Source organism: Nocardioides sp. NPDC004968, assembly GCF_040608935.1.
In the GTDB taxonomy this organism is placed as follows: domain Bacteria; phylum Actinomycetota; class Actinomycetes; order Propionibacteriales; family Nocardioidaceae; genus Nocardioides.
Genome location: NZ_JBEXJF010000001.1, coordinates 151085 through 174860, shown reverse-complemented (window position 1 = coordinate 174860; position 23776 = coordinate 151085). Strand labels below are relative to the sequence as shown.

The 23776-nt window shown below is 70.0% G+C and carries 25 protein-coding genes; 8 read left to right on the top strand and 17 right to left on the bottom strand.

Translation table 11 applies throughout. The features are described from left to right. Nucleotides 1–2: 2 nt before the first annotated feature. The 8 genes from ABZU72_RS00815 to ABZU72_RS00780 form a co-directional block, all read right to left on the bottom strand. A complete protein-coding gene (locus ABZU72_RS00815) occupies nucleotides 3–788 on the bottom strand; it encodes an SDR family oxidoreductase (protein WP_355017009.1) in 786 nt (261 codons plus the stop codon). A gap of 37 nt (nucleotides 789–825) precedes the next feature. After that, the gene (locus tag ABZU72_RS00810; protein WP_355017008.1) at nucleotides 826–1566 is read right to left on the bottom strand and encodes a 3-oxoacyl-ACP reductase family protein; all 741 of its coding nucleotides are present in this window, start codon (nucleotides 1564–1566) and stop codon (nucleotides 826–828) included. A gap of 3 nt (nucleotides 1567–1569) precedes the next feature. Then, nucleotides 1570–2094, bottom strand: coding sequence for a cupin domain-containing protein (locus ABZU72_RS00805; RefSeq protein WP_091047114.1), 525 nt, complete (start codon nucleotides 2092–2094; stop codon nucleotides 1570–1572). Between the two features lie 69 nt (nucleotides 2095–2163). Further along, nucleotides 2164–2967 carry an alpha/beta fold hydrolase gene (locus tag ABZU72_RS00800; protein WP_355017007.1) on the bottom strand — a complete coding sequence of 268 codons (804 nt, stop codon included), beginning with the start codon at nucleotides 2965–2967 and terminating at the stop codon, nucleotides 2164–2166. 7 nt (nucleotides 2968–2974) lie between these two features. Further along, a complete protein-coding gene (locus tag ABZU72_RS00795) occupies nucleotides 2975–3769 on the bottom strand; it encodes an aspartate dehydrogenase domain-containing protein (protein ID WP_355017006.1) in 795 nt (264 codons plus the stop codon). Next, nucleotides 3766–4731: a VOC family protein gene (locus tag ABZU72_RS00790; protein ID WP_355017005.1), complete on the bottom strand. Its 966-nt coding sequence runs from the start codon at nucleotides 4729–4731 to the stop codon at nucleotides 3766–3768. Before ABZU72_RS00790 ends, ABZU72_RS00795 begins: the two co-directional genes overlap by 4 nt. Before the next feature lie 93 nt (nucleotides 4732–4824). Further along, nucleotides 4825–6315, bottom strand: a complete 1491-nt coding sequence (locus tag ABZU72_RS00785) for an aldehyde dehydrogenase (protein ID WP_355017004.1) — start codon at nucleotides 6313–6315, stop codon at nucleotides 4825–4827. Then, on the bottom strand, nucleotides 6312–7688 hold the full coding sequence (locus ABZU72_RS00780) for an MFS transporter (RefSeq protein WP_355017003.1): 1377 nt from the start codon (nucleotides 7686–7688) through the stop codon (nucleotides 6312–6314). The genes ABZU72_RS00785 and ABZU72_RS00780 overlap by 4 nt, the downstream gene beginning before the upstream one ends. Nucleotides 7689–7846: 158 nt before the next feature. On the opposite strand from ABZU72_RS00780, the gene ABZU72_RS00775 reads away from it, so the two are divergent. Beyond that, on the top strand, nucleotides 7847–8407 hold the full coding sequence (locus ABZU72_RS00775; RefSeq protein WP_355017002.1) for a MarR family transcriptional regulator: 561 nt from the start codon (nucleotides 7847–7849) through the stop codon (nucleotides 8405–8407). A gap of 15 nt (nucleotides 8408–8422) precedes the next feature. Here ABZU72_RS00775 and ABZU72_RS00770 read toward each other — a convergent pair whose 3' ends face one another. Continuing rightward, nucleotides 8423–9118: a type 1 glutamine amidotransferase domain-containing protein gene (locus ABZU72_RS00770; RefSeq protein ID WP_355017001.1), complete on the bottom strand. Its 696-nt coding sequence runs from the start codon at nucleotides 9116–9118 to the stop codon at nucleotides 8423–8425. 94 nt (nucleotides 9119–9212) lie between these two features. Between ABZU72_RS00770 and ABZU72_RS00765 the strand changes: the two genes are divergently transcribed. Then, complete coding sequence (locus ABZU72_RS00765; RefSeq protein WP_355017000.1) at nucleotides 9213–10106, top strand: LysR family transcriptional regulator; 894 nt, start codon at nucleotides 9213–9215, stop codon at nucleotides 10104–10106. A gap of 24 nt (nucleotides 10107–10130) precedes the next feature. Beyond that, nucleotides 10131–10949 carry a sulfurtransferase gene (locus ABZU72_RS00760; RefSeq protein ID WP_355016999.1) on the top strand — a complete coding sequence of 273 codons (819 nt, stop codon included), beginning with the start codon at nucleotides 10131–10133 and terminating at the stop codon, nucleotides 10947–10949. Nucleotides 10950–10984: 35 nt separating this feature from the next. Here ABZU72_RS00760 and ABZU72_RS00755 read toward each other — a convergent pair whose 3' ends face one another. Together ABZU72_RS00755 and ABZU72_RS00750 are read right to left on the bottom strand one after the other, a co-directional pair. Further along, complete coding sequence (locus ABZU72_RS00755) at nucleotides 10985–12184, bottom strand: PrsW family intramembrane metalloprotease (RefSeq protein ID WP_355016998.1); 1200 nt, start codon at nucleotides 12182–12184, stop codon at nucleotides 10985–10987. Then, the gene (locus ABZU72_RS00750; protein ID WP_355016997.1) at nucleotides 12181–12828 is read right to left on the bottom strand and encodes a hypothetical protein; all 648 of its coding nucleotides are present in this window, start codon (nucleotides 12826–12828) and stop codon (nucleotides 12181–12183) included. The genes ABZU72_RS00755 and ABZU72_RS00750 overlap by 4 nt, the downstream gene beginning before the upstream one ends. Nucleotides 12829–13015: 187 nt before the next feature. Here ABZU72_RS00750 and ABZU72_RS00745 point away from each other — a divergent pair, with 187 nt between their 5' ends. Then, nucleotides 13016–13891 (top strand): NAD(P)-binding domain-containing protein, encoded by an 876-nt coding sequence (locus tag ABZU72_RS00745; RefSeq protein WP_355016996.1) that lies wholly within the window; start codon nucleotides 13016–13018, stop codon nucleotides 13889–13891. Here the strand turns inward: ABZU72_RS00745 and ABZU72_RS00740 are convergent. Continuing rightward, entirely contained in the window at nucleotides 13880–14296 is a 417-nt protein-coding gene (locus tag ABZU72_RS00740) for a VOC family protein (RefSeq protein ID WP_355016995.1), read from the bottom strand. The two genes, ABZU72_RS00745 and ABZU72_RS00740, sit on opposite strands and share 12 nt — an antisense overlap. Nucleotides 14297–14345: 49 nt before the next feature. Then, nucleotides 14346–15059, bottom strand: a complete 714-nt coding sequence (locus ABZU72_RS00735) for a TetR/AcrR family transcriptional regulator (RefSeq protein WP_355016994.1) — start codon at nucleotides 15057–15059, stop codon at nucleotides 14346–14348. 355 nt (nucleotides 15060–15414) lie between these two features. Between ABZU72_RS00735 and ABZU72_RS00730 the strand changes: the two genes are divergently transcribed. Continuing rightward, nucleotides 15415–16809, top strand: a complete 1395-nt coding sequence (locus tag ABZU72_RS00730) for a hypothetical protein (protein ID WP_355016993.1) — start codon at nucleotides 15415–15417, stop codon at nucleotides 16807–16809. A gap of 58 nt (nucleotides 16810–16867) precedes the next feature. Continuing rightward, entirely contained in the window at nucleotides 16868–18751 is a 1884-nt protein-coding gene (gene nhaA, locus ABZU72_RS00725; protein ID WP_355016992.1) for a Na+/H+ antiporter NhaA, read from the top strand. On the opposite strand, the gene ABZU72_RS00720 is transcribed toward nhaA, so the two are convergent. The 4 genes from ABZU72_RS00720 to ABZU72_RS00705 all read right to left on the bottom strand — a co-directional run bounded on the left by ABZU72_RS00720 (nucleotide 18684) and on the right by ABZU72_RS00705 (nucleotide 21712). Further along, complete coding sequence (locus ABZU72_RS00720) at nucleotides 18684–20093, bottom strand: hypothetical protein (RefSeq protein WP_355016991.1); 1410 nt, start codon at nucleotides 20091–20093, stop codon at nucleotides 18684–18686. The genes nhaA and ABZU72_RS00720 overlap by 68 nt on opposite strands. A gap of 78 nt (nucleotides 20094–20171) precedes the next feature. Next, the gene (locus ABZU72_RS00715; RefSeq protein WP_355016990.1) at nucleotides 20172–20708 is read right to left on the bottom strand and encodes a DoxX family protein; all 537 of its coding nucleotides are present in this window, start codon (nucleotides 20706–20708) and stop codon (nucleotides 20172–20174) included. A gap of 87 nt (nucleotides 20709–20795) precedes the next feature. Next, on the bottom strand, nucleotides 20796–21047 hold the full coding sequence (locus tag ABZU72_RS00710; RefSeq protein ID WP_355016989.1) for a hypothetical protein: 252 nt from the start codon (nucleotides 21045–21047) through the stop codon (nucleotides 20796–20798). Then, nucleotides 21044–21712, bottom strand: a complete 669-nt coding sequence (locus ABZU72_RS00705; protein ID WP_355016988.1) for a TetR/AcrR family transcriptional regulator — start codon at nucleotides 21710–21712, stop codon at nucleotides 21044–21046. Before ABZU72_RS00705 ends, ABZU72_RS00710 begins: the two co-directional genes overlap by 4 nt. A 139-nt stretch (nucleotides 21713–21851) precedes the next feature. On the opposite strand from ABZU72_RS00705, the gene ABZU72_RS00700 reads away from it, so the two are divergent. Together ABZU72_RS00700 and ABZU72_RS00695 are read left to right on the top strand one after the other, a co-directional pair. Beyond that, nucleotides 21852–22634 carry an SDR family oxidoreductase gene (locus ABZU72_RS00700; RefSeq protein ID WP_355016987.1) on the top strand — a complete coding sequence of 261 codons (783 nt, stop codon included), beginning with the start codon at nucleotides 21852–21854 and terminating at the stop codon, nucleotides 22632–22634. A gap of 2 nt (nucleotides 22635–22636) precedes the next feature. After that, entirely contained in the window at nucleotides 22637–23770 is a 1134-nt protein-coding gene (locus tag ABZU72_RS00695) for a DUF5938 domain-containing protein (RefSeq protein WP_355016986.1), read from the top strand. Nucleotides 23771–23776 lie beyond the last annotated feature (6 nt).

Genomic DNA, 23776 nt, shown 5'->3' with positions numbered 1-23776 from the left:
CCTCAGGCCACGTAGCGGGCAACGCCGCCACACACGTCGAGCGCCGCGCCCGTTACATAGGACGCTCGCGGGGACAGCAGGGTCACGACCATCGAGGCGACCTCCTCGGCCCGGCCGAACCGGCCCAGCGAGATGCCGCGGTCGTCGGCGAGCTCACGCTCGAAAGCCTCGTACGACGCTGCCTGCTCGTCCGCCTCGAAGCGCCGGCGCCACTGGCCGGTGTCGATCAGCCCGAGGCAGACGCTGTTGACCCGGACGTCGGGGGCGTACTCGGAGGCCATCGACTTGGTCAGGTTGAGCAGGCCGGCACGTGCGGCGGAGGTGGTGACCAGACGCGGCTCGGGCTGGCGGGCGAGCACCGCGTTGATCGTCACGATCGCGGCGGCGTCGGAGGCGCGCAGGTGCGGAAGCGCGGCCCCGGTGACGTTGAGGACACCGCCGAACTTCAGGTCGAGCTCGTCGCGGAAGTCCTCGACGGTCGCCCTGTCGAGGCCGAGCATCCGGGACTGGCCGGCGTTGTTGACCAGCCCGTCGATCCCGCCGAACCGGGCCACGCCCGCCTCGACCAGCGCGTTCACCTGGTCGGCGTCGCGTACGTCGCAGCTCATCGCGAGCACCCGGTCGGCGGGCGCACCGAGATCGGCGAGCGCCTTCTCGAGCACGTCGAGACGGCGGGCGCAGGTGATGACGTTCGCGCCCTCCTCGAGGAGGGTGGCGACGGTCGCGAGACCGACGCCTGAGCTGCCTCCCGTGACGAGCACGGTGCGATCGGCGAGGTGGAGATCCATGGTCCTGGTCCTGTCAGTGAAACCGTCGGTGAAACCGTCAGTGGAAGACGAAGCCGCCGTCGACGACGAGCTGCTGGCCGGTGATGTACGCGGCCTCGGGGCCGAGCAGGAAGGCCGCGGCACCGACGACGTCGGCGGGCTCCTGGTCCCGGGTCAGTGCCCGGTTGTCGCGGTAGAGCTGGTGGCGGTGCTCGGGGATCTGCTGCGCGGCCTCGGTGGTGGTCAGACCGGCCGCCAGGGTGTTGACGGTGATCCCGTATGCGCCGAGATCGCGCGCCATCGCCCGGGTCAGCGCCGCGAGACCGCCCTTCGAGGCGATGTAGTGGGCGAGGTTCGCCGAGCCGTAGAGCGCCGAGTCCGAGCCGATGTTGAGGACCCGGCCGACTCCGGACTCGATCATCCCCGGGACGACCTCGCGGCTGACCAGCCAGGGGCCGCGCAGGTTGACCGCCATCAGCGAGTCCCACTCGGCGGGGTCGATCTCGTGGACCGGCTTGCCGCCGACCCCGTCGGCGCGGGCGGCGTTGTTGACGAGGCCGTAGACCGGCCCGGTCTCCTTCACCATCGCCCGCACCGACGCGTGGTCGGTGACGTCGACCGGGACGGTCGAGGCTGCGTACCCCTCCGCGCGGAGCGCGGCACCGGCCGCCTCCAGCCAGTCTTCGCGGATATCGGCGAGCCAGACCCGGGCACCGGCCTGGGCCAAGCGCCGCGAGATCGCCAGCCCGAGGCCGCGACCCGCGCCCGTGACCAGAACCGGTGCACCGTCGAGACTCATGGGTCAGTCCCGGGTGACGCCGTGCATCGCGGAGGTCTCCGGGTACGTCGGGACCTGCGGCTTCTGGGCACCGATGATCACGCAGAAGAGCGCGTCGGTGTCGCCGTTGTTCTTCAGGCTCCGCGGCACGCCGGCCGGCACCACGATCATGTCGCGGTAGCCGAGGGTGCGCTTGACGACCTGGCCGTCGCGGTGCACGCCGACCTCGACCTCACCCTCGAGTACGAAGAAGGCCTCCTCGGCGTCGTGGTGGGTGTGCTCGGGGCCCTCGCCGCCCGGGGGCAGCAGCATGTTGGAGAAGGTGAAGCCCTGGGACTTGATGGTGCGGTTGTCGTTCTCGTGGTTGCCGGTCGCGCCGGAGCCGACATAGCGGACCTGGGCACGCTTGAACTGGTCGCCGGCCTTCGCCTGGAAGCCGAGGGTGTCCCAGTCCTCGTGGCGTGAGGCGCGAGTCAGGATGATGGAGTCGGTGAACTCCTCCAGGCTCTCGGCGGTCTCGTACGTGAGGGGCTGCTGGGTGATCGACATGGGGTCGTTCCTTTCTTGCTGTGTTCGTTCTCGGTGTGTTCGTTCTCGGGTTTTCTGGTGGTCGGGGCGTCAGCCGTAGAGGCGCTCGACGATCCCGACGAAGGAGGAGAGCCAGGCGTTGAACGCCTCGGGTGACTCCTGGTTGGCCAGGTGGCCGGCGCCGCGCAGCGTCACCAGGACGGCATCGGGGATGCCGCCGGCGAGCGCCTGCGACTCGGTGATCCCGGTGACCTGGTCCTGGTCTCCGCAGAGCACGAGCGTCGGTGTGTCGATCGCGGCGAGCTCGGCGGTGAGATCGGTGGCGGCCATCGACTCGGCAGCCAGGCCGTAGCCCGGGAGCCGGATCGAGTCCCGCATCGTCGCGACGACCCGGTCGACGAGGTCGTCGGGGGCCTCGGCGCTGACGAGCCGTGGACCGCGCTGGGCGGCGAAGTCGGCACTGCCCGCGCTGTCGAGCTCGCCGGCCCGGCCACGCATCGCCGTCGCCTTCTCAGGAGCAGTGCCGGAGCCACGGCTCGCGTCGGCGAGCACGAGGCTGCGAACCAGCCCGGGGTGGCGTGAGGCCAACCGGACCGCGATGACACCGCCCCAGGAGACACCCAGGACGTGGACCGGACCGTGTGCTGCGTACTCCTCGATGACGGCGGCCGCCGCGTCGGCGAAGCCGTCGAGGTCGAGATCGGCCTCGGGGTCGGCGGAGCGGGCATAGCCAGGTGCGTCCCAGGCCAGCAGCCGGAACTCGCCGGCGAGCGCCGCGACCTGGGGCGCGAACGAGGCCGAGCTGGATCCGATGCCGTGCAGGCACAGCAGAGTCGGACCGCTGCCGATGTCCTCGACGTGGACCCGGGTGGCACGGAGCGTGGTGGTGGTCATCGCGGCCTCAGATGATGCTCACCGCGCCGACCGGGCGGCCGACGAGCATGGACAGGGACCGGACCACGGCGCGCGAGACGACGCCACTGGTACGCGGGTTGGCGGCCGAGGGATGGTTGCGGATCTCGAACCGGTAGCTGCCCGCGTCCGCGTCGGCCTCGATGACATGGCTGGTCAGCTCGGCGCCCGGGTCAGCCACCAGGCGGACCTCGACCAGCTCCAGGTCACCGACGGCGAGCCCGACGGTGGCCGCGACGTTGAGCGAGCGCGGGAAGTAGCGCGCCGCCTCCGCTGCGGATCCCTCGAAGATGGTGTTCGGCTCGGTGGTGGCACGGACCCGTTCCTGGGTCTCGTCGTCCATCCACGGCTGCAGCAGGGTCGCGGGCAGCTTGGTGGTGGTCACCGACGCGCGGTGCACGGCACCGTGGCTGGCGGCGCTGACCAGCAGGTCGATGCCGCCGATGGCCCCGGAGGTGATGAACATCCGCCCCGGGCCGGTCGCCCGGAGCGTGGTGACCAGCTCCTGGTCGGCCAGCGCACCGGCCGAGGTGATGAGCAGGTCGCGCCCGGCCTCGAGGATCTCCGCCCCGTGCCGGGAGACAACCGTCTGACCTGCGCACTCGACAATCACGTCGCTGGTCTCGATCGCCTTGGCAAGCCTGATCTGGGGCACCGGGCACTCGCCGACAGGGGTGTCGTTGACGACTCCCACGACCTCGATGTCCTGGACCGCTCCAGCCACCAGGGCCTCGATCACGGGGCGGCCGATGGCGCCGGCGCCGATGATGCTGACCTTCGTCATCGGACCGCCTCCACCAGGTCGCGGGCCTGCGTCGGGGCGTACGAAGCGGCCAGGTCGGGACGGTCGGCGAAGACACCCGCGTCCTCGATGCCGGCCATGTGGCGGCGTACGTCCTTCGACGGAGGGCCTGCGGTTCCCCACAGATCGGAGAGCTCGGGAACCCTGCGCCACACCTTGCACAGCCACTGGTCCTCGACGACCTGGGCGACGTCGGAGGTGTACTCGCACACGAGCCCCGCAGGGTCGGCGAAGTAGGAGAAGGTGTTGTTGCCCGGCCCATGGCGGCCGGGGCCCCACAGCGGGGTGACGCCCTGCTGCTTGAGCGAGCCGATGCCACGCATGAAGTGGTCCATGCTCGGCATCTCGTAGGCGACGTGGTTGACCGAGGTCCACGCGGCCTGATTGAACGCGATGCTGTGGTGATCGGTGCTGCAGCGCAGGAACGCCATCTGATGCTCGGACCAGTCGGAGACGCGCATCCCGAGGACGTCGGTGTAGAACGCCACCGCGCGGTCGATGTCGACCGTGTTGAGCACGACGTGCGTCACTCCGATCGGGACCGGGCGGTCCTGGTCGAGCGGCTTCACCGCGTGGACGTCGGCGACGAGCTCGATTACCCGGCCTTCCGGGTCGGCGAAGCGGATGCCGTAGCCGCCGCCCGCCTGGTCCAGGGCGCCTGGCTCGGAGAGCATCGGAATTCCACGGAGCGCGAGCCGGCGGGCGGCGTCGTCGACCTCGGCCGGCGTACGCACCGCGAACGAGATGGCGCCGAGACCGTTCCGCGCCGCGCGGGTCAGGTGCAGGACGTGGTGGTTCTCCCCCGTGCCCCGCAGCCAGGTGTCGTCGTGGTCCTGCTCGATGACCGAGAGGCCCCAGACCTCGGAGTAGAAGTCCGTCGACTCGGTGAGCGTCGGCACCTGCAGCTGGACGCTGCGCAGTGAGTGCAGTGTGGCGATCGACATCCCGACTCCTTTCTCTTAGTGGTTAATATTTAAGCGCTTAGGCTTTTTCATGTCAAGAGGAAACCGTGGCCCAGATCACCTCTCGGAGCCCGGTCAGCCGGCCCAGGGGTGCGGCGCCTCGTCGAGTCCCCAGTAGAGGCTCTTCTGGCGCGTGTACTCCGCGATGCCGCGACGGCCCTTCTCGGTGCCGAGGCCGCTCTCCTTCATCCCGCTGAACGGGGTGGAGATGCTGAACTGCTTGTAGGTGTTGATCCACACCGTGCCGGCGTCGATCCGGCGGGCCACCCGCCAGGCCGTCCGGTAGTCACTGGTCCACAAGCCGCACGCCAGCCCGTATACCGAGTCGTTCGCGCGGGCGACCAGGTCGTCCTCGTCGTCATAGGTGAGCACCGAGAGGACCGGGCCGAAGATCTCCTCCTGGCAGGTCGGGGAAGAGTTGTCCAGGCCGGCGATGACGGTCGGTCGGTAGTAGGCGCCGGCGGCGTACGCGTCCCCTTCGGGAACCTCGCCACCGACCAGCACCTCCCCGCCGGCCGCACGGGCACGGGTGACGTGGCCCGCCACGCTGTCGCGATGCCGGTGATGGACCAGCGGCGCCACCTGGGTGAGCGGGTCGAGCCCATGGCCGATGCGCAGGCGCGCGACGGCCTTGACCAGGCGTTCGAGGAACTCCTCGGCACGGGCGGAGGGCAGGAACAACCTCGATCCGGCGATGCAGCTCTGCCCGGAGCTGGAGTAGATGCCGAACAGGATCCCGGCGATCGCGTCCTCGACGTCGGCGTCCTCGAAGACGATGGTCGGGGACTTGCCGCCCAGCTCGAGTGTCACCGGCATCAGCTTGTCGGCCGCGGCATGGGCAATGAGGCGTCCGGTCGTCGTCCCTCCGGTGAAGGAGACCTTGCCGACGCCGGAATGGCGCACGATGGCGTCCCCGACGACCGATCCCCGACCGGGCAGCACTGAGACCAGGCCGGACGGAAGCCCGGACTCGGTGATGATGCGACCCAGGGCGAGCGAGACCAGCGGCGTCCACTCGGCCGGCTTGAGCACGACGGCGTTGCCCGCTGCGAGGGCCGGCGCGATCTTCTGGGCGTCGCTGGCGATCGGCGAGTTCCAGGGCGTGATGGCGCCGATGACACCGATCGGCTCGTGCACGCTCATCGTGATCGACGGGCCGCGCTGCGTGGTGAGCTCCTCGTCGAAGGTCTCCAGCGCGGAGGCCATGTAGCGGAAGGTTCCGGCCGCGCTCGCCACGAGGGCGGAGGTCTCGGTCAGCGTCTTGCCGGTGTCGCGGGTCTGCAGCCGGGCGAGACGCTCCGCCGATCCCTCGATCCCGTCGGCGATCCGGTGCAGGTGGCGCGCCCGCTCGTGCGGGAGCCGCCTGCCCCACGTGGCGGCGGCCTCCGCTCCGCGGGTGACCGCCTCGTCGACATCGGCCTCCGAGGCGTGGTGCACCGTCGTGATCACGCTGCCGTCGGCGGGGTCGATGCTCTGCGACCCCGATCCGCCGCCGCGACGCCACTCCCCCGCGACCAGGATCTCGTCGGCCGGAACGACCACGTCCGTCAGATCCAGAGCGTTCACTGGGAGATCTCCTCCAACGTACGCTCCCGGGTCTCCACCGCGAAGACGGCCGTGGTGACCGCGCCGACGACAGCGACCGCACCCATCACGATGAACACGTCGGCGATCGAGAACCCGCGGCCGATCAGGCCGCCGACGACCAGCGGGCCGACGATGATGCCGAGCCTGCCGAAAGCCCCACCGACACTGACACCCAGCGCCCGCATCCGGGTCGGATAGAGCTCGGCGGTGTAGACGTACAGCGCGAGGTTGACCGCGAAGATGCACATCGCCGAGGCGGCCGACCAGAACAGGACGGTGCTTGCACTGGTCGCTCCGGTCGAGGCGAGCACGAACAGGGTCGCCGCGCTGCCCAGCATCGCGACCGTGATCGCCACCCGGCGCCCGACGATGTCGATGGTCAGCGCGATGACGACGCAGCCGAGGATGCCGGCGACACTGGTGGCCACGCTGTAGCGCAGTGCGGTGTCGACGTCGAGATGGAAGACCTGGCCGTAGATGGTGGGCAGCCAGGCGGCGATCCCGTAGTTGACGAAGTACGCCGTGAGCCAGGCTGTCGCCAACATCAGCGTGCGCCGCAGGTAGACACCCTGGAACAGCTCCGAGAGGCGGGCCCGGCCCTGCCGTACCGCCGACGCCGCGCTGGTCGCAGGCGCGGGCAGCTCACCCTTCTGCGCGGCGACCTCCGCCTCGATCCGGCGCGTCGCCTGGTCGGCTTCCTCCAGGCGGCCACGGGCGGCGAGCCAGCGGGGCGACTCCGGGACGCGACGCATGAACGGCACCAGGATCAGCGGGATGGCGCCGAGCGCGAACAGCCAGCGCCACCCGAAGGCAGGAACGACCCAGGCCGCCACCAGCGCCGAGGCCACCAGCCCGGCGGGGAAGATCAGCTCGTAGATCAGGACGAAGCGACCCCGGCGGTGGGCGCGGGTGATCTCACCGATGTACGTCGCCGCGACCGGCACCTCCGCACCGAGCCCGAAGCCCTGGACGAACCGGAGCACCAGGAAGATCCACAGCGTGGATGTGCCCGCCATGAGCAGGCTCATGACGGCGTACAGCACCAACGACCCGATGAGGACCGGCACTCGGCCGACCCGGTCGGCCAACCAGCCGCCGGCCAGCGCACCGAGCAGCATCCCGATGCCGCCGATGGCGATCGTCCAGGCGATCATTCCGGGATCGAGACCGAAGAACGGGATGAGCACCGGCAGCGCGTAGGCGATCATCAGCTGGTCGAAGCCGTCGAAGAAGGTGGCCACGCCGACGAGCACGCGGGTCTTGACGTGCCAGCGCGAGACGGGCAGCCGCTCGAGCCGGGCACTGATCTGCTCGGCCGTGACGGCCGGCGGCACCGGGGTGATGTTGACCATGAGGGGTACTTTCGGTTCGCAGCACTCTACAGACGAATAATCCCTAAGTGCTTAATCGTTAAGTGCTTAGAGTGTGCGGTGCGTCACGATCGGGCGTCAACCCCTCATGCGTTAACTTCCTGTCACATCACGCCCGGTCCGACTCGTACACTGCGACCATGACCGACACCGGATCCGGCGCCGACCAGCCCTCGGGGAGCGATGACGCGGTCGACGCGATCGTCTCCCAGTGGGCGCACGAGCGTCCCGACCTCGACCCCTCACCCATCGCGCTGTTCGGGCGGGTGCACCGGATCTACCTGCGTTACCAGTCGGTCCTGACCCAGGTCTTCGGCCGCCACGACCTCAACTCGGCCTCGTTCGACGTCCTTGCCGCACTGCGCCGAGCAGGCGCGCCCTACCGCAAGGCCGGCCGCGATCTCGCGAGCGGCTCACTGCTCTCCTCGGCAGGTGTGACCTTCCGGCTCGACCGCCTCGAGGCAGCGGGGCTCATCACCCGCCAGCGCGACGCCGAGGATCGCCGCGTCGTCTACTCCCAGCTCACCGACCGGGGCCTCGAGGTGATCAACCGCGCGATCGAGGACCACCTGCACGCCGAGAACGCGCTGCTCCACCACCTAACCAAGGAGGAGCGCGCCGAGCTCGCCCGTCTGCTCAGCAAGCTCGAGCGCTCCATCGTGGAGGCCGACTTCGACACCGACGGCGAAGTCGCCTCCTAGCCCTGGCCAACTGGTTCAGGCGAGCCGCTCCAGGAGCGCCTTCGCGGTCGAGACGCTGGACTGCGGGTTCTGTCCGGTGATCAGGGTGCCGTCGACGATCACGGTGTCACTCCAGGGCTCGCCGGTCTCGACGATGCCGCCGGCCGTACGCATCCGCTGCTCGACGGAGAACGGGATGCTGTCGCCGTAGCCGCCCTGCTGCTCCTCGGTGTCGGTGAAACCGGTCATCCGACGGCCGCTGAAGAGCCAGCCGCCCTCGCCGGTGGCGGCGAGGAGGCCGGCGACACCGTGGCAGAGCGCCACGACCGGTCGGCCGGCGGAGTCGGTGGCGGTCAGGAGCGCGGCGAGCGAGGGGTCCTCGACCAGGTCCGTCATCGGGGCATGGCCGCCGGGGATGTAGACGGCGTCGTACGCGGCCGGGTCGATGTCGGCGAGATCGAGCGGGTGGGCGAGCTCCTTCTCGAGGGTCTCGAGGTAGGCACGGAACCGCTCGGCGTCCTCGGGCTGGACGCCGCCCTGCTCGCTGAGCGAGAGCGCGTCGACCGTCGGCGTCGTGCCGCCCGGGGTGGCGATGTCGATATCGACGCCGGCTCCGGCGAGCGTCTCGTGGGAGGCGGCGACCTCCTCGGCCCAGTAGCCGGTCGGGTGCTCGGTGCCGTCGGCGAGGACGAGGGTGTCGGCCGCCGAGACGACCATCAGTACGCGTGTCATGAGGTTCTTCCTTCTTGTTCGGTTTGGTGATGACGTAACGACGACCAGCTCCCGCTTCACTCCCGAACCCATGCGGGCGGTCATAATGATTTCTATGACCTCGCTCGATCTCTGGGAAGCGTTCACGCACGCCTACCGGGAGCGGTCGATCAGCGGCGCGGCCCGTCGCCTCGACCTCACCCAGCCCGCGGTGACCGCGCGGATCCGCAAGCTCGAGGCCGACCTCGGCGCGACCCTGTTCGAACGCTCCCGCACCGGTCTGGTGCCGACCGGGCGGGCCGACGCGCTCGCCGCGCGGATCACGCCGCTGGTCGACCAGCTTCGCGGCGCCGTCGGCACCGAGCCCTCGATCGGCCCCGCGAGCATCCGGATCGGCGGTGCCGCCGACGTGATGACCACCCGGATCGTGCCCGCCCTCGCCCCGCTCGTACGCGACGGCCTCGACGTCTCGGTGACCACCGGCCTCGCGCAGGACCTCCTCGACGACCTGGCCGACGAGGGCCTCGACCTCGTCGTCTCCTCCGTACGCCCCGACGACGAGCGGCTGCAGTCGGCCGCTCTGGTCGACGAGGAGTTCCTCCTGGTCGCGGCGCCGGCGGTCGCGGGACAGGTCGATCCCGCCGAGCTGGCACAGGACCCGGTGCGGGCGCTCGCGGCCGTGCCGCTGGCGGCCTACTCCCCCGACCTGCCGATCATCCGGCGCTACTGGCTCACCGAGTTCGACGAGCGCCCCACCAACCGCACCGCGCTCGTCCTGCCTGACCTGCGCGGCATCCTGCGCGCAGTCGTGGCAGGCATCGGCGCCTCGGTGCTCCCCCGCTACCTCGTCGACGGAGCCCTCGCCGACGGTACCGTCGTACGCCTCCACGAGCCCAGACTCGGGCCGCTCAACACCCTCTGGCTCGTCACCGGCGCCAGCGCGCCGCCGGCCGTCGGCCACGTCTGCCGACACCTGAGCGCCGAAGCCGCCGGATGGGCCAGCACCTGACCGCTTTCCTGAAAGACTTCACCCGTGAACGTACTCATCGACGCCGACGAGCTCGCGACCGCGCTCGCGTCCGACCAGCCCCCGGTCCTCCTCGACGTACGCTGGCAGCTCGGCGGCCCGCCCGGCCACGAGTCCTACCTCGAGGGCCACATCCCCGGAGCCGTCTACGTCGACCTCGACACCGAGCTGGCCCGCCACGGCGAGCCCGCCGACGGCCGCCACCCGCTGCCCGAGCTCGCGGACCTGCAGGCAGCCGCTCACCGGTGGGGCATCTCCGCAGGTGACACCGTGGTCGCGTACGACGCCGTCGGGAACACCTCCGCCGCTCGCGCCTGGTGGCTGCTGCGCTGGGCGGGGATCGCCGACGTACGCCTCCTCGACGGCGCCCTCGGCGCCTGGACCTCCACCGGGCACCCGCTGGCCACCGACGACGTCGTGCCCGCGCCCGGCACGGTGACGCTCACCCCGGGCCACCTGCCCCTGCTGTCTTTCGAGCAGGTCGAGGCGTACCAGGGCCTTCTGCTCGACGCCCGCGCTGCCGAGCGCTACCGCGGCGAGGTCGAGCCCGTCGACCCGAAGGCCGGCCACATCCCCGGCGCGGTCTCCGCGCCGACCGCCGACAACCTCGGACCTGATGGCCGGTTCCGGCCCGCCGAGGAGCTGCAGGCGCGGTTCGCCGCGCTCGGTGTCGAGGCCGGCGCCCCCGTGACCACCTACTGCGGCTCCGGTGTCACCGCCGCCCACCAGGTCGCTGCCCTGGCGATCGCCGGCTACGACGCCGCGCTCTACCCCGGCTCGTGGAGCCAGTGGAGCAACCACGACCTCCCGGTCGCGACCGGCTGATCGCAGCGACTCCGGATGCAGGTCATGGCTCGCGCTCAGGATTCTCTGGAACGCAGCCTGAGGACCTCGGCGCGGGCGAACTCGACCCGATCGTCGCTGTCGCCTCCCGACCGTCCGAGCTCATGGGCCAGGTCGAAGACCGCCTCGAGCACCTGGCCGTTGCGGCGGCGCCGACCCAGCCCATGGCCACTCGTGCGGTAGCGCCGGCGTGCCTTGCCATCACCGGCCGCGGCGTCGGCCTCAGCCTGGGTCAGCACGCCGCGGGCCACCTCCGGAGTCAGGATCGGATGGAGGCTGGCCCTCTCCCCGGAGACGGCCAGGCGGAAGACCTGGATCACGATGGCGATCCCGATCAACGGCAGGCCGGCCATCAGCACCACCTGCGCGACGGCCGCAGCAGTGCCGCTGAACAGGCTGGCGACGATCGCCGCCTGTCCGTCCCAGGTGCCGTGCAGCACCATCGCCAGCAGGATCAGCCCGATCCCGCGACCCAGACGGCGCGGTTGCTCAGGCAGACCGAGCGCGTAGATCAGCCCCGTACAGAAGATCGCGCTGAACAAGATGTGCGAGCCGATCCCGGACGCCATCCGTACGGCGAAGGTCGACAGCGATGCCTCGATCTGGTTGGCGCCGAACTGGGTCGGTGCGGACTGGGACACGTAGAGGACGTCCTCGAGGATCTGGAATCCCAGGCCGAGGAAGGCGCCGGCCACGAAGCCGTCGTAGGCCGTGCGCATCACGCCGGGAGCCAGCGCGACGAGCAGGACGATGCCCACCCCCTTCCCCCACTCCTCGGTGAACGGCGCGGCCAGAGCTGGCCCCCAGTCCATGGCGAAGGGCTGCCCGAAGAGCTTCGCGTAGATGCCGAGCAGCGCGTCGTTGGCCGGCAGCGCGATCGCGAAGGTCGCGGCGAACCCGCCCCACAGGAAGGCCATCACCCGCAGGAGCGCGGGATGGGATGCGTAGCGGTCGATGTGCTGGGTGAACCACCAGAACACCGCCCCGTAGATCGCGAAGACGACGAGCGCGAGCCCGATCGCGGGCGCGTAGTAACGGGCGGCGATCGTCGACTGCAGGTTGTACCAACCACCCCACACCACGAAGACACCCCAGACCCAGAAGGCGAGGTTGCGTGGTTGGAAGAAGCGGACACGAGCACCCCAACCGTACGCAGCGATGGCGGCACTGCGCTCCTGGTCGAGGGCGACGAGATCGACGGACGATGAGGTGCTCACGCGCTCTCCTCCTCGAACTCGACGCTGAGGATCATCGCCGAGACCTGCACGGCGACATCCTGGTCGGTGTCGGCCGGACCGGTCGAGGTGACCTCGACTCCCGTGCCGTCGTGGAGGTACGCCGCCAGCACACCGTCCGTGCCGACGCCGCCGTAGCGCGCGAGCAGGCCGTCCTCGCCGTCGCCGCTGCGGATGCCGTGCGGCGCGCCGGTGATGTGAAACCCGCCGCCGGTGGCGTCGGTCGTCTTCTTCAGCTGCCTCATCAGCCCGGGTAGGTCGCCGTCGAAGGCCCCGACGGTGACCGTGAAGGAGACCTCCTCCGAAGTCAGGACCGTCGTCCGAGGCAGCGAGCCGCTCATCGGCTCGTCACCCTCCACGATGCCGGACTCGATGCTCCACCCCGGCGCGGCGGCGAACGACACCCCCGACGACAGCAGCATCCGGTCGCCCGCCGCCGTCACGTCGTCGTACGACAACGCGGCATTGATCGCGGGGAGGCCGAAGTGCGCGACCAGCACGAACGCCAGGACGGCAAGAGCCGGGCGCAGGCTCAGCCGATCGAACCCCCACCAGCGACGATCTGCCGGAACCCATCCAGGTGGCGCCGCCGGAGGGCTCGTCGCTTCAGCGGATGCAGGCGCCATTCAGAGATCCTGTCGGCTCGATTTCACACGGTTTGTGTCAATTTCGAACGGCTTGTCGAAACCCGAGCCAATCGTAGGTGAAGCGCGCTGCGCCGAGGCGCAGGTTCGATGAAGTCGTACTCCCTTGACCTCAAGTCGGCTTCATCTTCGAGCATGGAGGCACACCGATAAGAGATGGAGCTGGACCATGACGGAACGCAACGACCGACCCTCCGTGACCGTGATCGGGATGGGCAACATGGGATCTGCGGTCGCCCGGGCATACCTCGAACGCGGCTACCGGACCACGGTCTGGAACAGGACGGCAGACAAGGCCGAGGCGCTCGCCGACGCGGGAGCCGTCGTCGCGTCCACCGCGGCGAAGGCGGTGGCGGCCAGCCCGCTGACGATCCTCAGCCTGCTGGACAACACCGCGGTCGAGGACGTCCTGGAGTCGGTCGGGCAGGCAGCAGCCGGCCACACCCTGGTCAGCCTGACCAGCGGTTCCCCGGCCCAGGCACGCGCCAACCAGACCTGGGCGATCGAGCGCGGCGCGGCGTACGTCGACGGGAAGATCATGGGAGACCCGCCCGATGTCGGCACACCCAAGGTGTCCCTGGCCTTCAGCGGGGACCGCGACGCCTTCGAGACCGCCGAGCCGGCGCTGCGGGAGCTCGGCACAGTCCTCTACCACGGACCCGACGCCGGGTTCGCGGCCGTGGAGTTCAACGCGCAGGTCGCGATGGGCTACGAGTTCCTGATCGGCTTCCTGCACACCCTCAACCTGGTCGACAGGGAGGGCATGGACCTGGAGGCTTTCACCGGGCGGCTCGCCGGGTCGCTGAACGGTTACGCCGGCCTGCTGCAGATGATGACGGGCGCGATCAAGAGCGGGACGTACGGCCCCGACCTCGGCTCGCTCGACGTCCAGGCAGCACTCATGGACGACCTGATCGGGCACCGGGAGTCGACCGGCGTCGAGGCCGTACGGATGCGGGAGGTGAAGTCGCTGATGGACCGCCGGATCGCCCAGGGCCACGGCGACCAGGGGTTCTCCAGCATGTATGAGCTACTACGTCCCTGAGACCTGCGCCTCCTGCGTGGCGACCTCCGCCTCGGAACGCAGCACGCAGAACTGGTTGCCCTCGGGATCGGCGAAGTGCACCCAGCCGGTCCCGGGGCCGTACTTGCCACGATGGTCGGCGATCTGGGTCGCGCCGAGCTCGAGGAGCCGCTCGACCTCCTCGTCGCGGGTGCCGGTGCGCGGGCGCAGGTCGAGGTGGATCCGCTTGGCGGGAAGCTCCTGGTCGGGCACTTCGATGAACAGCAGCTGGTGGCCGGTCTCCGGGTCGAGGATCATGCACTCCTCGTGACCGGGCAGGTTCGGGTCGCCTTCCACGTCGACGTAGCCGAGCAGAGCCTTCCACCACTCCGAGAGCGCGTACGCGTCGTGGCAGTCGATGGTGGTGTGCGAGACGAAGAGGGTCATGCCCACATCGAAACGTACGCGCGGACCCGAGTCCACCGGGTTATGCGCCTCAGGCGGGCTCGGCGACCTTCTCGTCGATGAACTGCGGGAGCAGCTCGATGGCGATGGGCGCCGCGGCGTCGATCTTCTCCTGCGGCACGTCGCAGATCCGCAGGCAGGTGGCGGCGATCGCCCAAGCCTCGCGGCACGGGATCCGACGGTTCGGGTCCTCGGTGCGCATGTTGATCACGCCCTCGACCTGCTGGATGAGCAGGTCACCCAGCTGCTTGCGGCTGACCGTCGAGCGCACCGTCTTGGAGGCGATCTCGCCGGCCAGGTGTGCATAGTGGCCGGCCAGCTCCGCGTGCTCGTTGCGGAACTCGTCGTAGACCTCGCACTTGGCCACGTCGGGGAGCTGGTAGAGCATGCCGACGTTGTGCGGCACGTCGGCGAGGGTGCGTACGTCGACGAGGACCAGCAGGTAGAGCGCGGTCTCGTAGTCGAGCGGCGGCACCCGGTCGAGGATCTTCTCGACCTTGTCCGTGGTCGGTCGAACCGACCGGCGGAGCAGCTCGCCGAGGATCTCGTCCTTCCCCGCGAAGTGGTAGTAGAGGGATGCCTGGCGGATCCCGACCATGTCGGCGATCTCGCGGGTAGACGTCGCCGCGAAACCCTGGGAGACGAACAGCCGCGAAGCGGCATCCAGGATCTGGTCGCGCGGTGAGGTCGTACCTGAATCGGGAACATGCCTAGGGCGGCCGGGCCGAGAACGCCTAGTTGTCATGTTGCCCATCTAACTCCCATCCAGACTTTCAAGGAAGACTTGAAAGGACTTTATCCTCTACAAAATATGAGTCGTAGGACCTATTGGACATAGCTCGATCGGGCTATGTCCACGATGTGCGTGTTTGCGTCTGTCATCACCCGGACGCATACGCCGTAAGCCCCCATGTACGGCTGAGCACCGGGTCGCGCCACTTGGTTCGGCACTGCCATCCGGTTGTTACCCGCCGTCAGAGGGGCTAACGACGATGTGGGTGACAGGTCACGCATCTGTTGGACATTCGTGTAACGCCTGTGGCGACCGCCACATGATCTTCGACCGATCCGCTCGACTTACTCGTGCTTAGATCCTCCCCATGATTTGCCGGAGCGCGCCCGCCACCGTCCTTCTGGCCCTCGTCTTCCTCATCGCCGGCCCGGCAGTCGGCCCAGCGGCCGGCGCAGCCATGCCACCGAACCCGTACGCCGGCCCGGACGGCACCTGGAACATGCACGGCGACGCCGGGGCGTCCGACACGACTCCGTTCGAGGGACCGGGAGCCGCCCCCTTCCCCGCACAGGCGGTGCCGCTGCCCGCGGTGTGCCCGACGATCCTCAGCGGTGCCGACGGCATGGTGCAGGCGCTGTGCACCGAGTACATCGACCGGGCGCCCAGCCTCTACCTCCTCGACCCCACCACGCTGCTCCCGGTCGCCCGCCGCCACCTCTCGGCCGGCTCGCTACTCGGCGGCGTCTACGCCTACGTCGACAACGAGTCGCGACTCGTCACCGTGGACGGATCCGGCTCCCTGCTCTGGCTGGCGCACTCCCGGCCCGGCCTTCGCTGGTCGATCGACGTGGAGCGCGAGGTGCCAGTGAACCTGCCGGAGGGCGACGCGGTCACCACCGTCGGACCGGGCTATGACGCCAACGTCTGGTTCGCGACCGCCCAGGGCCGCGCCGGGTACGTCACCCCCGACGGCGACATCGTCATCGCGACCCTCGGCGCCGGCGACGAGAAGGTCGCCAACTCCATCTCCAGCGCCCCGAGCGGGGTCGCAGTGACGACCGACCACGCGACGTACCTCCTGCGTGCCGACGGCGACGGCGACGCCGTGCGGACCGTCTGGCGGCAGCCCTATGACCGCGGAGAGGCCCGCAAGCCTGGACAGCTCAGCCACGGCAGCGGGTCGACGCCGACGTTCTTCGGCAAACGCACGGGGGCAGAGTTCGTGGTCATCACCGACAACGCCGCCCCGCGCGAGAACCTCCTCGTCTACCGGGCGCGCGACGGACGGGAGATCTGCCGGCTCCCGATCCTCACCGACGAGAGCAGCGGCACCGAGAACTCCCCCGTGGCCTGGGGGAACTCGGTCTACATCGCCAGCACCTACGGCTATCCCTACCCCGCGCAAGCGACCGAGGACGCGGGCGAGTCCGTACCGGCGAAGGCCGACTTCGCCGGCGGCATGGAGCGCATCGACGTCGACGAGCGCTCCGGCGCCTGTGCGTCGGTCTGGCGCAACGAGGTGCCCTCGGCCGCGGTCCCCCGGCTCTCCCGCGGCGAGAACGTCCTCTACACCGTCACCCGCCGAGGCAGCGGGCTGACCTGGCGCCTGGCCAGGATCGACCCGGCCGACGGCCAGATCCTCTCCGAGACCTTCCTCGGTCTCGGGCCGCTGGCCAACACGCTGCAGATGGTCGGCACGATCCTCCCCGACGGCACCCTGCTCCAAGGCACGCTCGCCGGCCTGGTCGCCGTGCGGCGCTGAGGCGACTCTCACGCGGACAGCGACAGATCGCGGCTCGGACCCGGCCTAGGATCATTCCGTGGGGAAACAGCAGACACAGTGCCGCCGTGACGAGGACCTGACCGGGCAGCTCGGCACCAGGCTGCGGCACTTCATGCATCTGGAGTCGACGAGCGCCACGCTGCTGGTGATCGCCTCGCTGCTGGCGCTGGCCTGGGCCAACTCGCCGTGGTCCCACGGCTACGAGCACCTGTGGGAGACGGTGTTCTCGGTCCGGTTCGGGGACGTCGGCCTCTCGATGGACCTGCACCACTGGGTCAACGACGGCCTGATGGTGGTCTTCTTCTTCGTCGTCGGTCTGGAGGTACGCCGCGAGCTCGCCGTCGGCGAGCTCACCGACCGCCGCCGCATGGTGGTCCCGCTGATCGCCGGTGCGGGCGGCCTGCTGCTGCCGGCGATGATCTACCTACTGCTGAACCCCTCCGGTGAGGCGGCGCGCGGGTGGGGCATCGTGATCGGCACCGACACCGCGTTCCTGCTCGGGATGCTGGCGCTGGTCGGGCCTGCGGTCTCGACCCAGCTGCGCATCTTCCTGCTCACGTTGACCGTCATCGACGACATCGTCGCGGTCAGCGTGATCGGGGTCGCCTACACCGAGAATCTCGAGGTCGGTCCGCTGGTCGTGGCCGGGCTGGCCCTGATCGGGATCTTCGTGCTCGACCGGGTGAAGGTGTGGCGGGCCGGGCCCTACGTACTCCTCGTCCTGATCGCCTGGGTGGCCACGCTCGGCGCCGGGCTGCATGCCTCGATCGCGGGGATGCTGGCCGGCCTCTTGGTGCCGGCCGCGGAGCCGACCCGGGCCCAGATGGAGGTCGCGACCTCGCGGTTCCGGGCTTTCCGGCAGTCCCCGCTGCCGACGCTGCAGCGCGAGACCCGCGACGAGCTGACCCGCACGATCTCGGTCAACGAGCGCCTCCAGGAGACGCTGCACGTGCCGACGAGCTATCTCATCGTGCCGGTCTTCGCGCTCGCCAACGCGGGCGTCGACCTGCGCAACGGGGTGCTCGGCGAGGCGCTGCGCTCGCCGGTGACCTGGGGGGTCGTGGCCGGCCTGGTCCTGGGCAAGACCCTCGGGATCGGCGGCGGCGCGCTCGTCGCCACGCGGCTGCGGCTCGGAAGGCTGCCCCAGGGCGTCGGTGGCGGCCATGTTCTCGGCGGCGCGGCGCTGTCGGGGATCGGCTTCACCGTCGCGCTGCTGATCACCACTCTCGCATTCGACTCCGAGACGCTGCAACGCGACGCGATCGTCGGCGTACTCATCTCCGTGGTGCTCGCCTCCGCGCTCGGCTGGGTGATCTTCCAGGTCGCCGCACGCTTCCTCGGGCAGCGGGACGCGGCCCTGCCGAAGCTGCTCTCACCCCCGGTCGACCCGGAGCGCGACCACGTCTATGGCGCCGAGGACGCCGAGGTCACCCTGGTCGAGTACCTCGACTACGAGTGCCCCTTCTGCGCCCGTGCCACCGGCACCGCGAACGAGGTCCGGGACTACTTCGGGCCCCGGATCCGCTACGTCGTACGCCACCTGCCTCTCACCCAGCACCCGCATGCCGAGCTGGCCGCCGTCGCCGCCGAGGCGGCCGCCCGGCAGGGCAAGTTCTGGGAGATGCACAAGCACCTCTTCGAGCATCAGAACGAGCTCGAGCACCAGGACCTGGCGGGCTACGCCGGGGTGCTCGGGCTCGACGTCGAGCAGTTCCTCCGCGACCTCGAGGATCCGGCGCTGGCCGAGCACGTCCGCGAGGACATGGCCTCGGCCAACGCCAGCGGCGCCCGCGGCACCCCGACGTTCTTCGTCGGGTCACACCGCCACGAGGGCCGCTACGACGCCCGCACCCTCATCGCCGCGCTCGAGCGCTCTGCCACCGGGGAGACCGCTCGGCTCGGGATCCGATCGCGCCGTTAGCCGAGGCCCGGCCGCGCAGCGCCAGCCACGTCGCGAGCAGCACGATGACGAGCATGACGACGTTGTGCGCGTACTTCGGCCCCGGCGCGACGTCGCCGATGAGGGGGAAGTAGGTGAAGGCCAGCAACCCCCGCTCGAGCAGGAAGGCCGCACCGACCGCCGCCGAGTGCCGGACGGTCCATGCTCGCGTCCTGGCGGCAAGCAGGATCAGGACCCCGATGGTCGCCGTCGCGGTCATCGCGGCGGCCACGCCCAGCCACGTCGCAGGCATCAGATCAGGTACGAACGCGAGGACGAACGCGACGCCGAGGACCAACCAGACCGAGACCCCACGTGCCCCGGCGTGGTCCCCTTGGCGGCGCCGTCCGACGATGACAGCGAGGACCACCAGAGCGCCGACCACCGCGGCCGTGCCGAGCAGCTGGCCCTGGCTCCCCGACCGTGACTCCGGGTCGCTCACGATCAGCGCGGCGGCGACGGCGTACGCGATCGCGGCGAAGGTGATGCCGATCGGCCCGAGCCACGGCTTCCGGGCCCGGGCGGGCACCCACGCCTCGGCCAGCGCGACAGGCGCGGCGAAGCTGAAGATCACGTGGCCGACGATGAACGAGTAGGCGTTGTAGCCGCTGAGCCCGATGGCTGGGATGAGAGTCGGCTCCCGGTTCTCCTCCCAGCCCTCGTAGCCGCCGTAGTCGGCGCTGAACAGCGACTGGTCGATCAGGCCGGCCTGTGCCGTACCCAGCGCCGCGAAGACCAGCAGCAGGCTCGGCCAGCCCCAGCCGAAGCGACGCGCCAGCTCCCGGCCCAGCAGCGCCGGCGCGCCGTAGAGCGCGCCGAAGAAGACCAGTGAGAAGGCGATCCCTCCCGGGTCGCCGGTGCTGTCCGAGTACGCCGCCAACAGCTCGGCCCCGATCCCGCACAGCACCAGCAGGCCCGCGATCTGGAGCACCTTGCTCCGGTCGCGGCGAGAACGTTCACCGGCTGCCCCCTCCGGCGACCGTCGCGCCGCCAGCCGCCGGACCAAGGCGTACGCCGCAGCAGCCAGCCCCGCCATCTGGACCCATCGCGCCACGGCAACCGGCAGCCCGCGGTCGCCGATCAGGTCCGGTCCGAGGCCGGAGCCGATCGAGGCGACCGTCACCACGCTGACTGCGACCAACCCGAGGACGGCACCGAAAGCGCCGCGCCACCACCAGGTCACGGCCGCACCGACCAACAGGATCGGCACTCCCGGCGGGATCCGGAGCCCACCGTCCGCGGCCGCCGGGCCGACGACACCGAGCCCGAGCAGGCCGAGCATCGCGACCAGAAGTCCGGCGGGGGCCAACCGTGGGAAGCGCATGGATCCAGGCTAGGAACCTGCCGGCCGGGCCACATCGACCTTCTGTCGGTGCGGCCCGCGACTTTGGTCGCGCCGGGCTCAGACCTCCGTGGTCGACTCCTCCTCGGCCTCCGCGGGAGCTCCGTCCCGCTGCGGGCGCCAGAACGCGGCGAGGAGCAGGGCGGTGCCGAGGACACCGGCGCCGAGCGCGACCGCGCCGCCGATCCAGCCGTCGTAGACGATGTCGAGGGCCGCGTCGAGCGAGATCGTCCCGGGTCCGGTGACCCCGAGCACGACCGCGACGACGGCCAGGATCATGACGTACTCCCAGCCGTCCTTGAAGATGAAGAACCCGTTGGGGCGGTGCGCGAGCAGCGCCGCGACGAGCATCACCGCGACGACGCCGGCCGCTGCCAGCGGCGTGATCAGGCCCAGGATCAACAGCACGCCGGCGCCGATCTCGGTCACCACGCTGGCCCACGCCTGCAGGGTGCCGTGGCGCAGGCCGAGGCTCTCGAACCAGCCCGCGGTGCCGGCGATCTTGCCGCCTCCGCGCCAGTGGTTGACGCCGTGGGCGATCATCGTGCCACCCACCGCGAGCCGGAGAAGCATCAGAGCCAGGTCGACGGGGTCCATCACAGAAGTCCTCGGTGTTGTGGGGTTGGAGTGGCCCAGCCTAGGAGGAGTCCGGTCACGATGGGTGCAGCGACGCCGTAGAGGCGCTCAGGTACGAAGGCCGGGCCGGGCGATGACGACATAGAGGAGCGCCCCGAGCCAGCCGAGGAAGATCATGAGCAGGACGTAGAGGATCTTGCTCTGGTCGGCCGCGGCCCACACGCTGTCCGGTGTCCGGAGAGCCTGCACCAGCATCACCAGCCACCACACGGTGAGTGCGAGCCAGACCAGCAGCAGCACGATGCCACCGATCAGGGAAGCCCACTCGGCTCCGGTGGGCAGACCGATCATCGGTGTCATGGCAGCTCGCCCGCCATGTGGCTGGTGGTGATGTCGGAACGCTGCGCCAGCAGCATCGGCATCAGCCCGACGACCTGGTTGCGCAGGTCGTCCAGGGCGCCGTCGCGACCGTTGAGGTAGCCCAGGAGCGCCTGCTGGAAGACGCCGTCGAACATCCCGTAGGCGACCGGCGCCGCGATCGCGGGCTCGGTGCTGGCGAGCGCGGCGTAGCGGTTCACGACCCGGGCGATCATGTCCTCCAGGCTCTGGTCGATCTGGGTGACCGCCTCGCGGAGGCTCTCCTCGAACATGGACTGCGAGCGCAGGTCGTACCAGAGCCGGTGCATCGGCGCTTCCTCGACGATCGTCTCGACGAGCTTGTCGCCGAACCGGAGGACGAGGTCATCGGGAGAGGTCGCCTCGGCGACGACACCGTCGTAGCGGTGGACGCAGGTCTGCTTGTAGTAGCGCACGCAGTAGACGATCAGCTCGAGCTTGTCGTTGAAGTAGTAGTGCACGACGCCGTGGCTGAACTCGGAGTTGTTGGCGATCTCCCGCAGGCTGGCGCGGGCGTAGCCCAGCTCCCCCAGCGTGCGCAGCGCCGACTCGGCGAGCGCCTTGCGGCGTTCGTCGTGCTTGTCGGCAGGCGTGCGGCGGGGCGACTTGGGTGCGGCGACCTGGGTCATGGGCGGAAACGATACCCCCTCCCGTGCGTCGTTCGATGCCATCCGGACCATTTTCTGGTCAATCGTCAAGAGAAATCTTGACACTCGTCAAGAATCGCGATTGTCTGTGAGCCCGATCACAGCGACGAAGGAGTCACAGATGACCGATCTGAGTGGACGTACAGCACTCGTCACCGGCGGTGCCCAAGGCTTGGGCGAGGGAATGGCCCGAGCGCTCGCGGCGGCCGGCGCCAAGGTGGCCGTCGCTGACCTGAAGGACGATCAGGGCGCCAAGGTGGCCGAGTCCATCGGCGGCACCTTCGTGCACCTCGACGTCACCGACGACGCCTCCTGGGAGGCGGGCGCGGCCGCTGCGGTCGACGCACTCGGCGGGCTCGACATCCTGGTCAACAACGCCGGTGTCGAGATCACCAGCCTGGTCACCGAGCTCGACCCGAACGACGTGAAGAAGATGCTCGAGGTCAACGTGCTCGGCACCGCCCTCGGCCTCAAGCACGGGCTTCGTACGATGCGGCCCGACGGCGCCGCCGGCAACGGCGGCGTGATCGTCAACGTCGCCTCGGTCGCGGCCACCATCGCCTTCCCCGGCATCTCGGTCTACTCGGCCACCAAGAGCGCCGTCGACCGGCTGACCCGCGTGGCGGCGATGGAGAGCGGCAAGCTCGGCTACGGCGTACGCGTCAACTGCATCTACCCCGGACTGGTCCCGACCGAGATGGGTGCCGGGCTCGCCAACGACGTCGCCCAGCTCGGTCTCTTCGAGTCTCCGGAGGCGGCCGTCGGCGGCGTCGTCGAGCTGACCCCGTCGGGACGCCTCGGCACCGTCGAGGACATGGCCAACGCGGTCGTCTTCCTGGCCTCCGACCAGGCGGCCTTCGTCAACGGAGTCGGCCTCGCGGTCGACGGCGGAATGGGGATGTGAACATGAGCCAGAACAAGCCTGTCGTCGTCTACGGCGCCTCCGGCTACACCGGCCGGCTGGTGTGCGAATACCTGCGCGAGCTCGGTGTGCCGTTCGTGGCCGCCGGCCGCTCCAAGGACAAGCTGGTCGCCTCGATGGCGGCCAACGTGCCCGGCATCGAGACCGCCGACTACGAGATCGCCGAGGTCGAGCACTCCGTCGAGGCGCTCACCGAGCTGCTCACCGGCGCACGCGTCGTCCTCAACACCGTCGGCCCGTTCTCGCAGTACGGTCCGGAGGTCGTCCAGGCCGCGCTGGCCGCCGGGGTCCACTACACCGACACCACCGGCGAGCAGGACTGGCTGATCACCTGCGACGAGACGTACAGCGAAGGGTTCGCCGAGAAGGGCCTGCTGCTCGCGCCGGGCATCGCGCAGATGTACACCACCGGCGAGATCGCGGCCGAGATCTGCCTCGAGCAGCCCGGCCTCGACACCCTCGACATCGCGGTCTTCTGGGGTGGCTCCCCCACGATCGCCTCGACCCGCACGATCCTCGTGAACGCGGCGACCTCGAAGGCTCACTACCTCGAGCAGAACGCGTACGTCGAGTTCGACCCCACCGCCGGGCTGGTCCCGCTGGTGGTGCCGGGCCAGCACGAGCTGGCGCTCTCGCTGCCGTGGGGCGGCACCTCGCACCCGGTCTGGTACCGCCGCGACCCGAAGGTGGCCAGCTGCAAGGCCCAGGGTGGCGTCTTCAACGCCGCGCTGATGAACGGGGTGCCGCAGATCGTGGCGGCTGCGCTGGAGGCGACCAAGGACATGGACGCCGAGCAGCGCGACGAGGCGCTGACCGCCACGGCCGCCCAGGTGATGAACCAGATGCCGCCGCGCGAGAACCCGCGGCTGAACAAGTCGCTCGACTCGGTGCACGCCTCCGGCCCGCTGGGGCGCGCGCACTGCGTCATCCACGGCAACCAGAACTACAAGCAGACCGGGCTGCTGCAGGCGTACGTCGCCTACTCGCTGCTGCAGCAGCCGCCTCGCCGGGTGGGCTTCGCCTCGGGCTGCCAGGCGTTCGGCCACCGCGAGCTCCTCGGCCAGCTGCAGGCCTTCGGGCTGGTCTCGGAGCCGGTCGTGACCCGGCAGCGCGGCTGAGGGCGG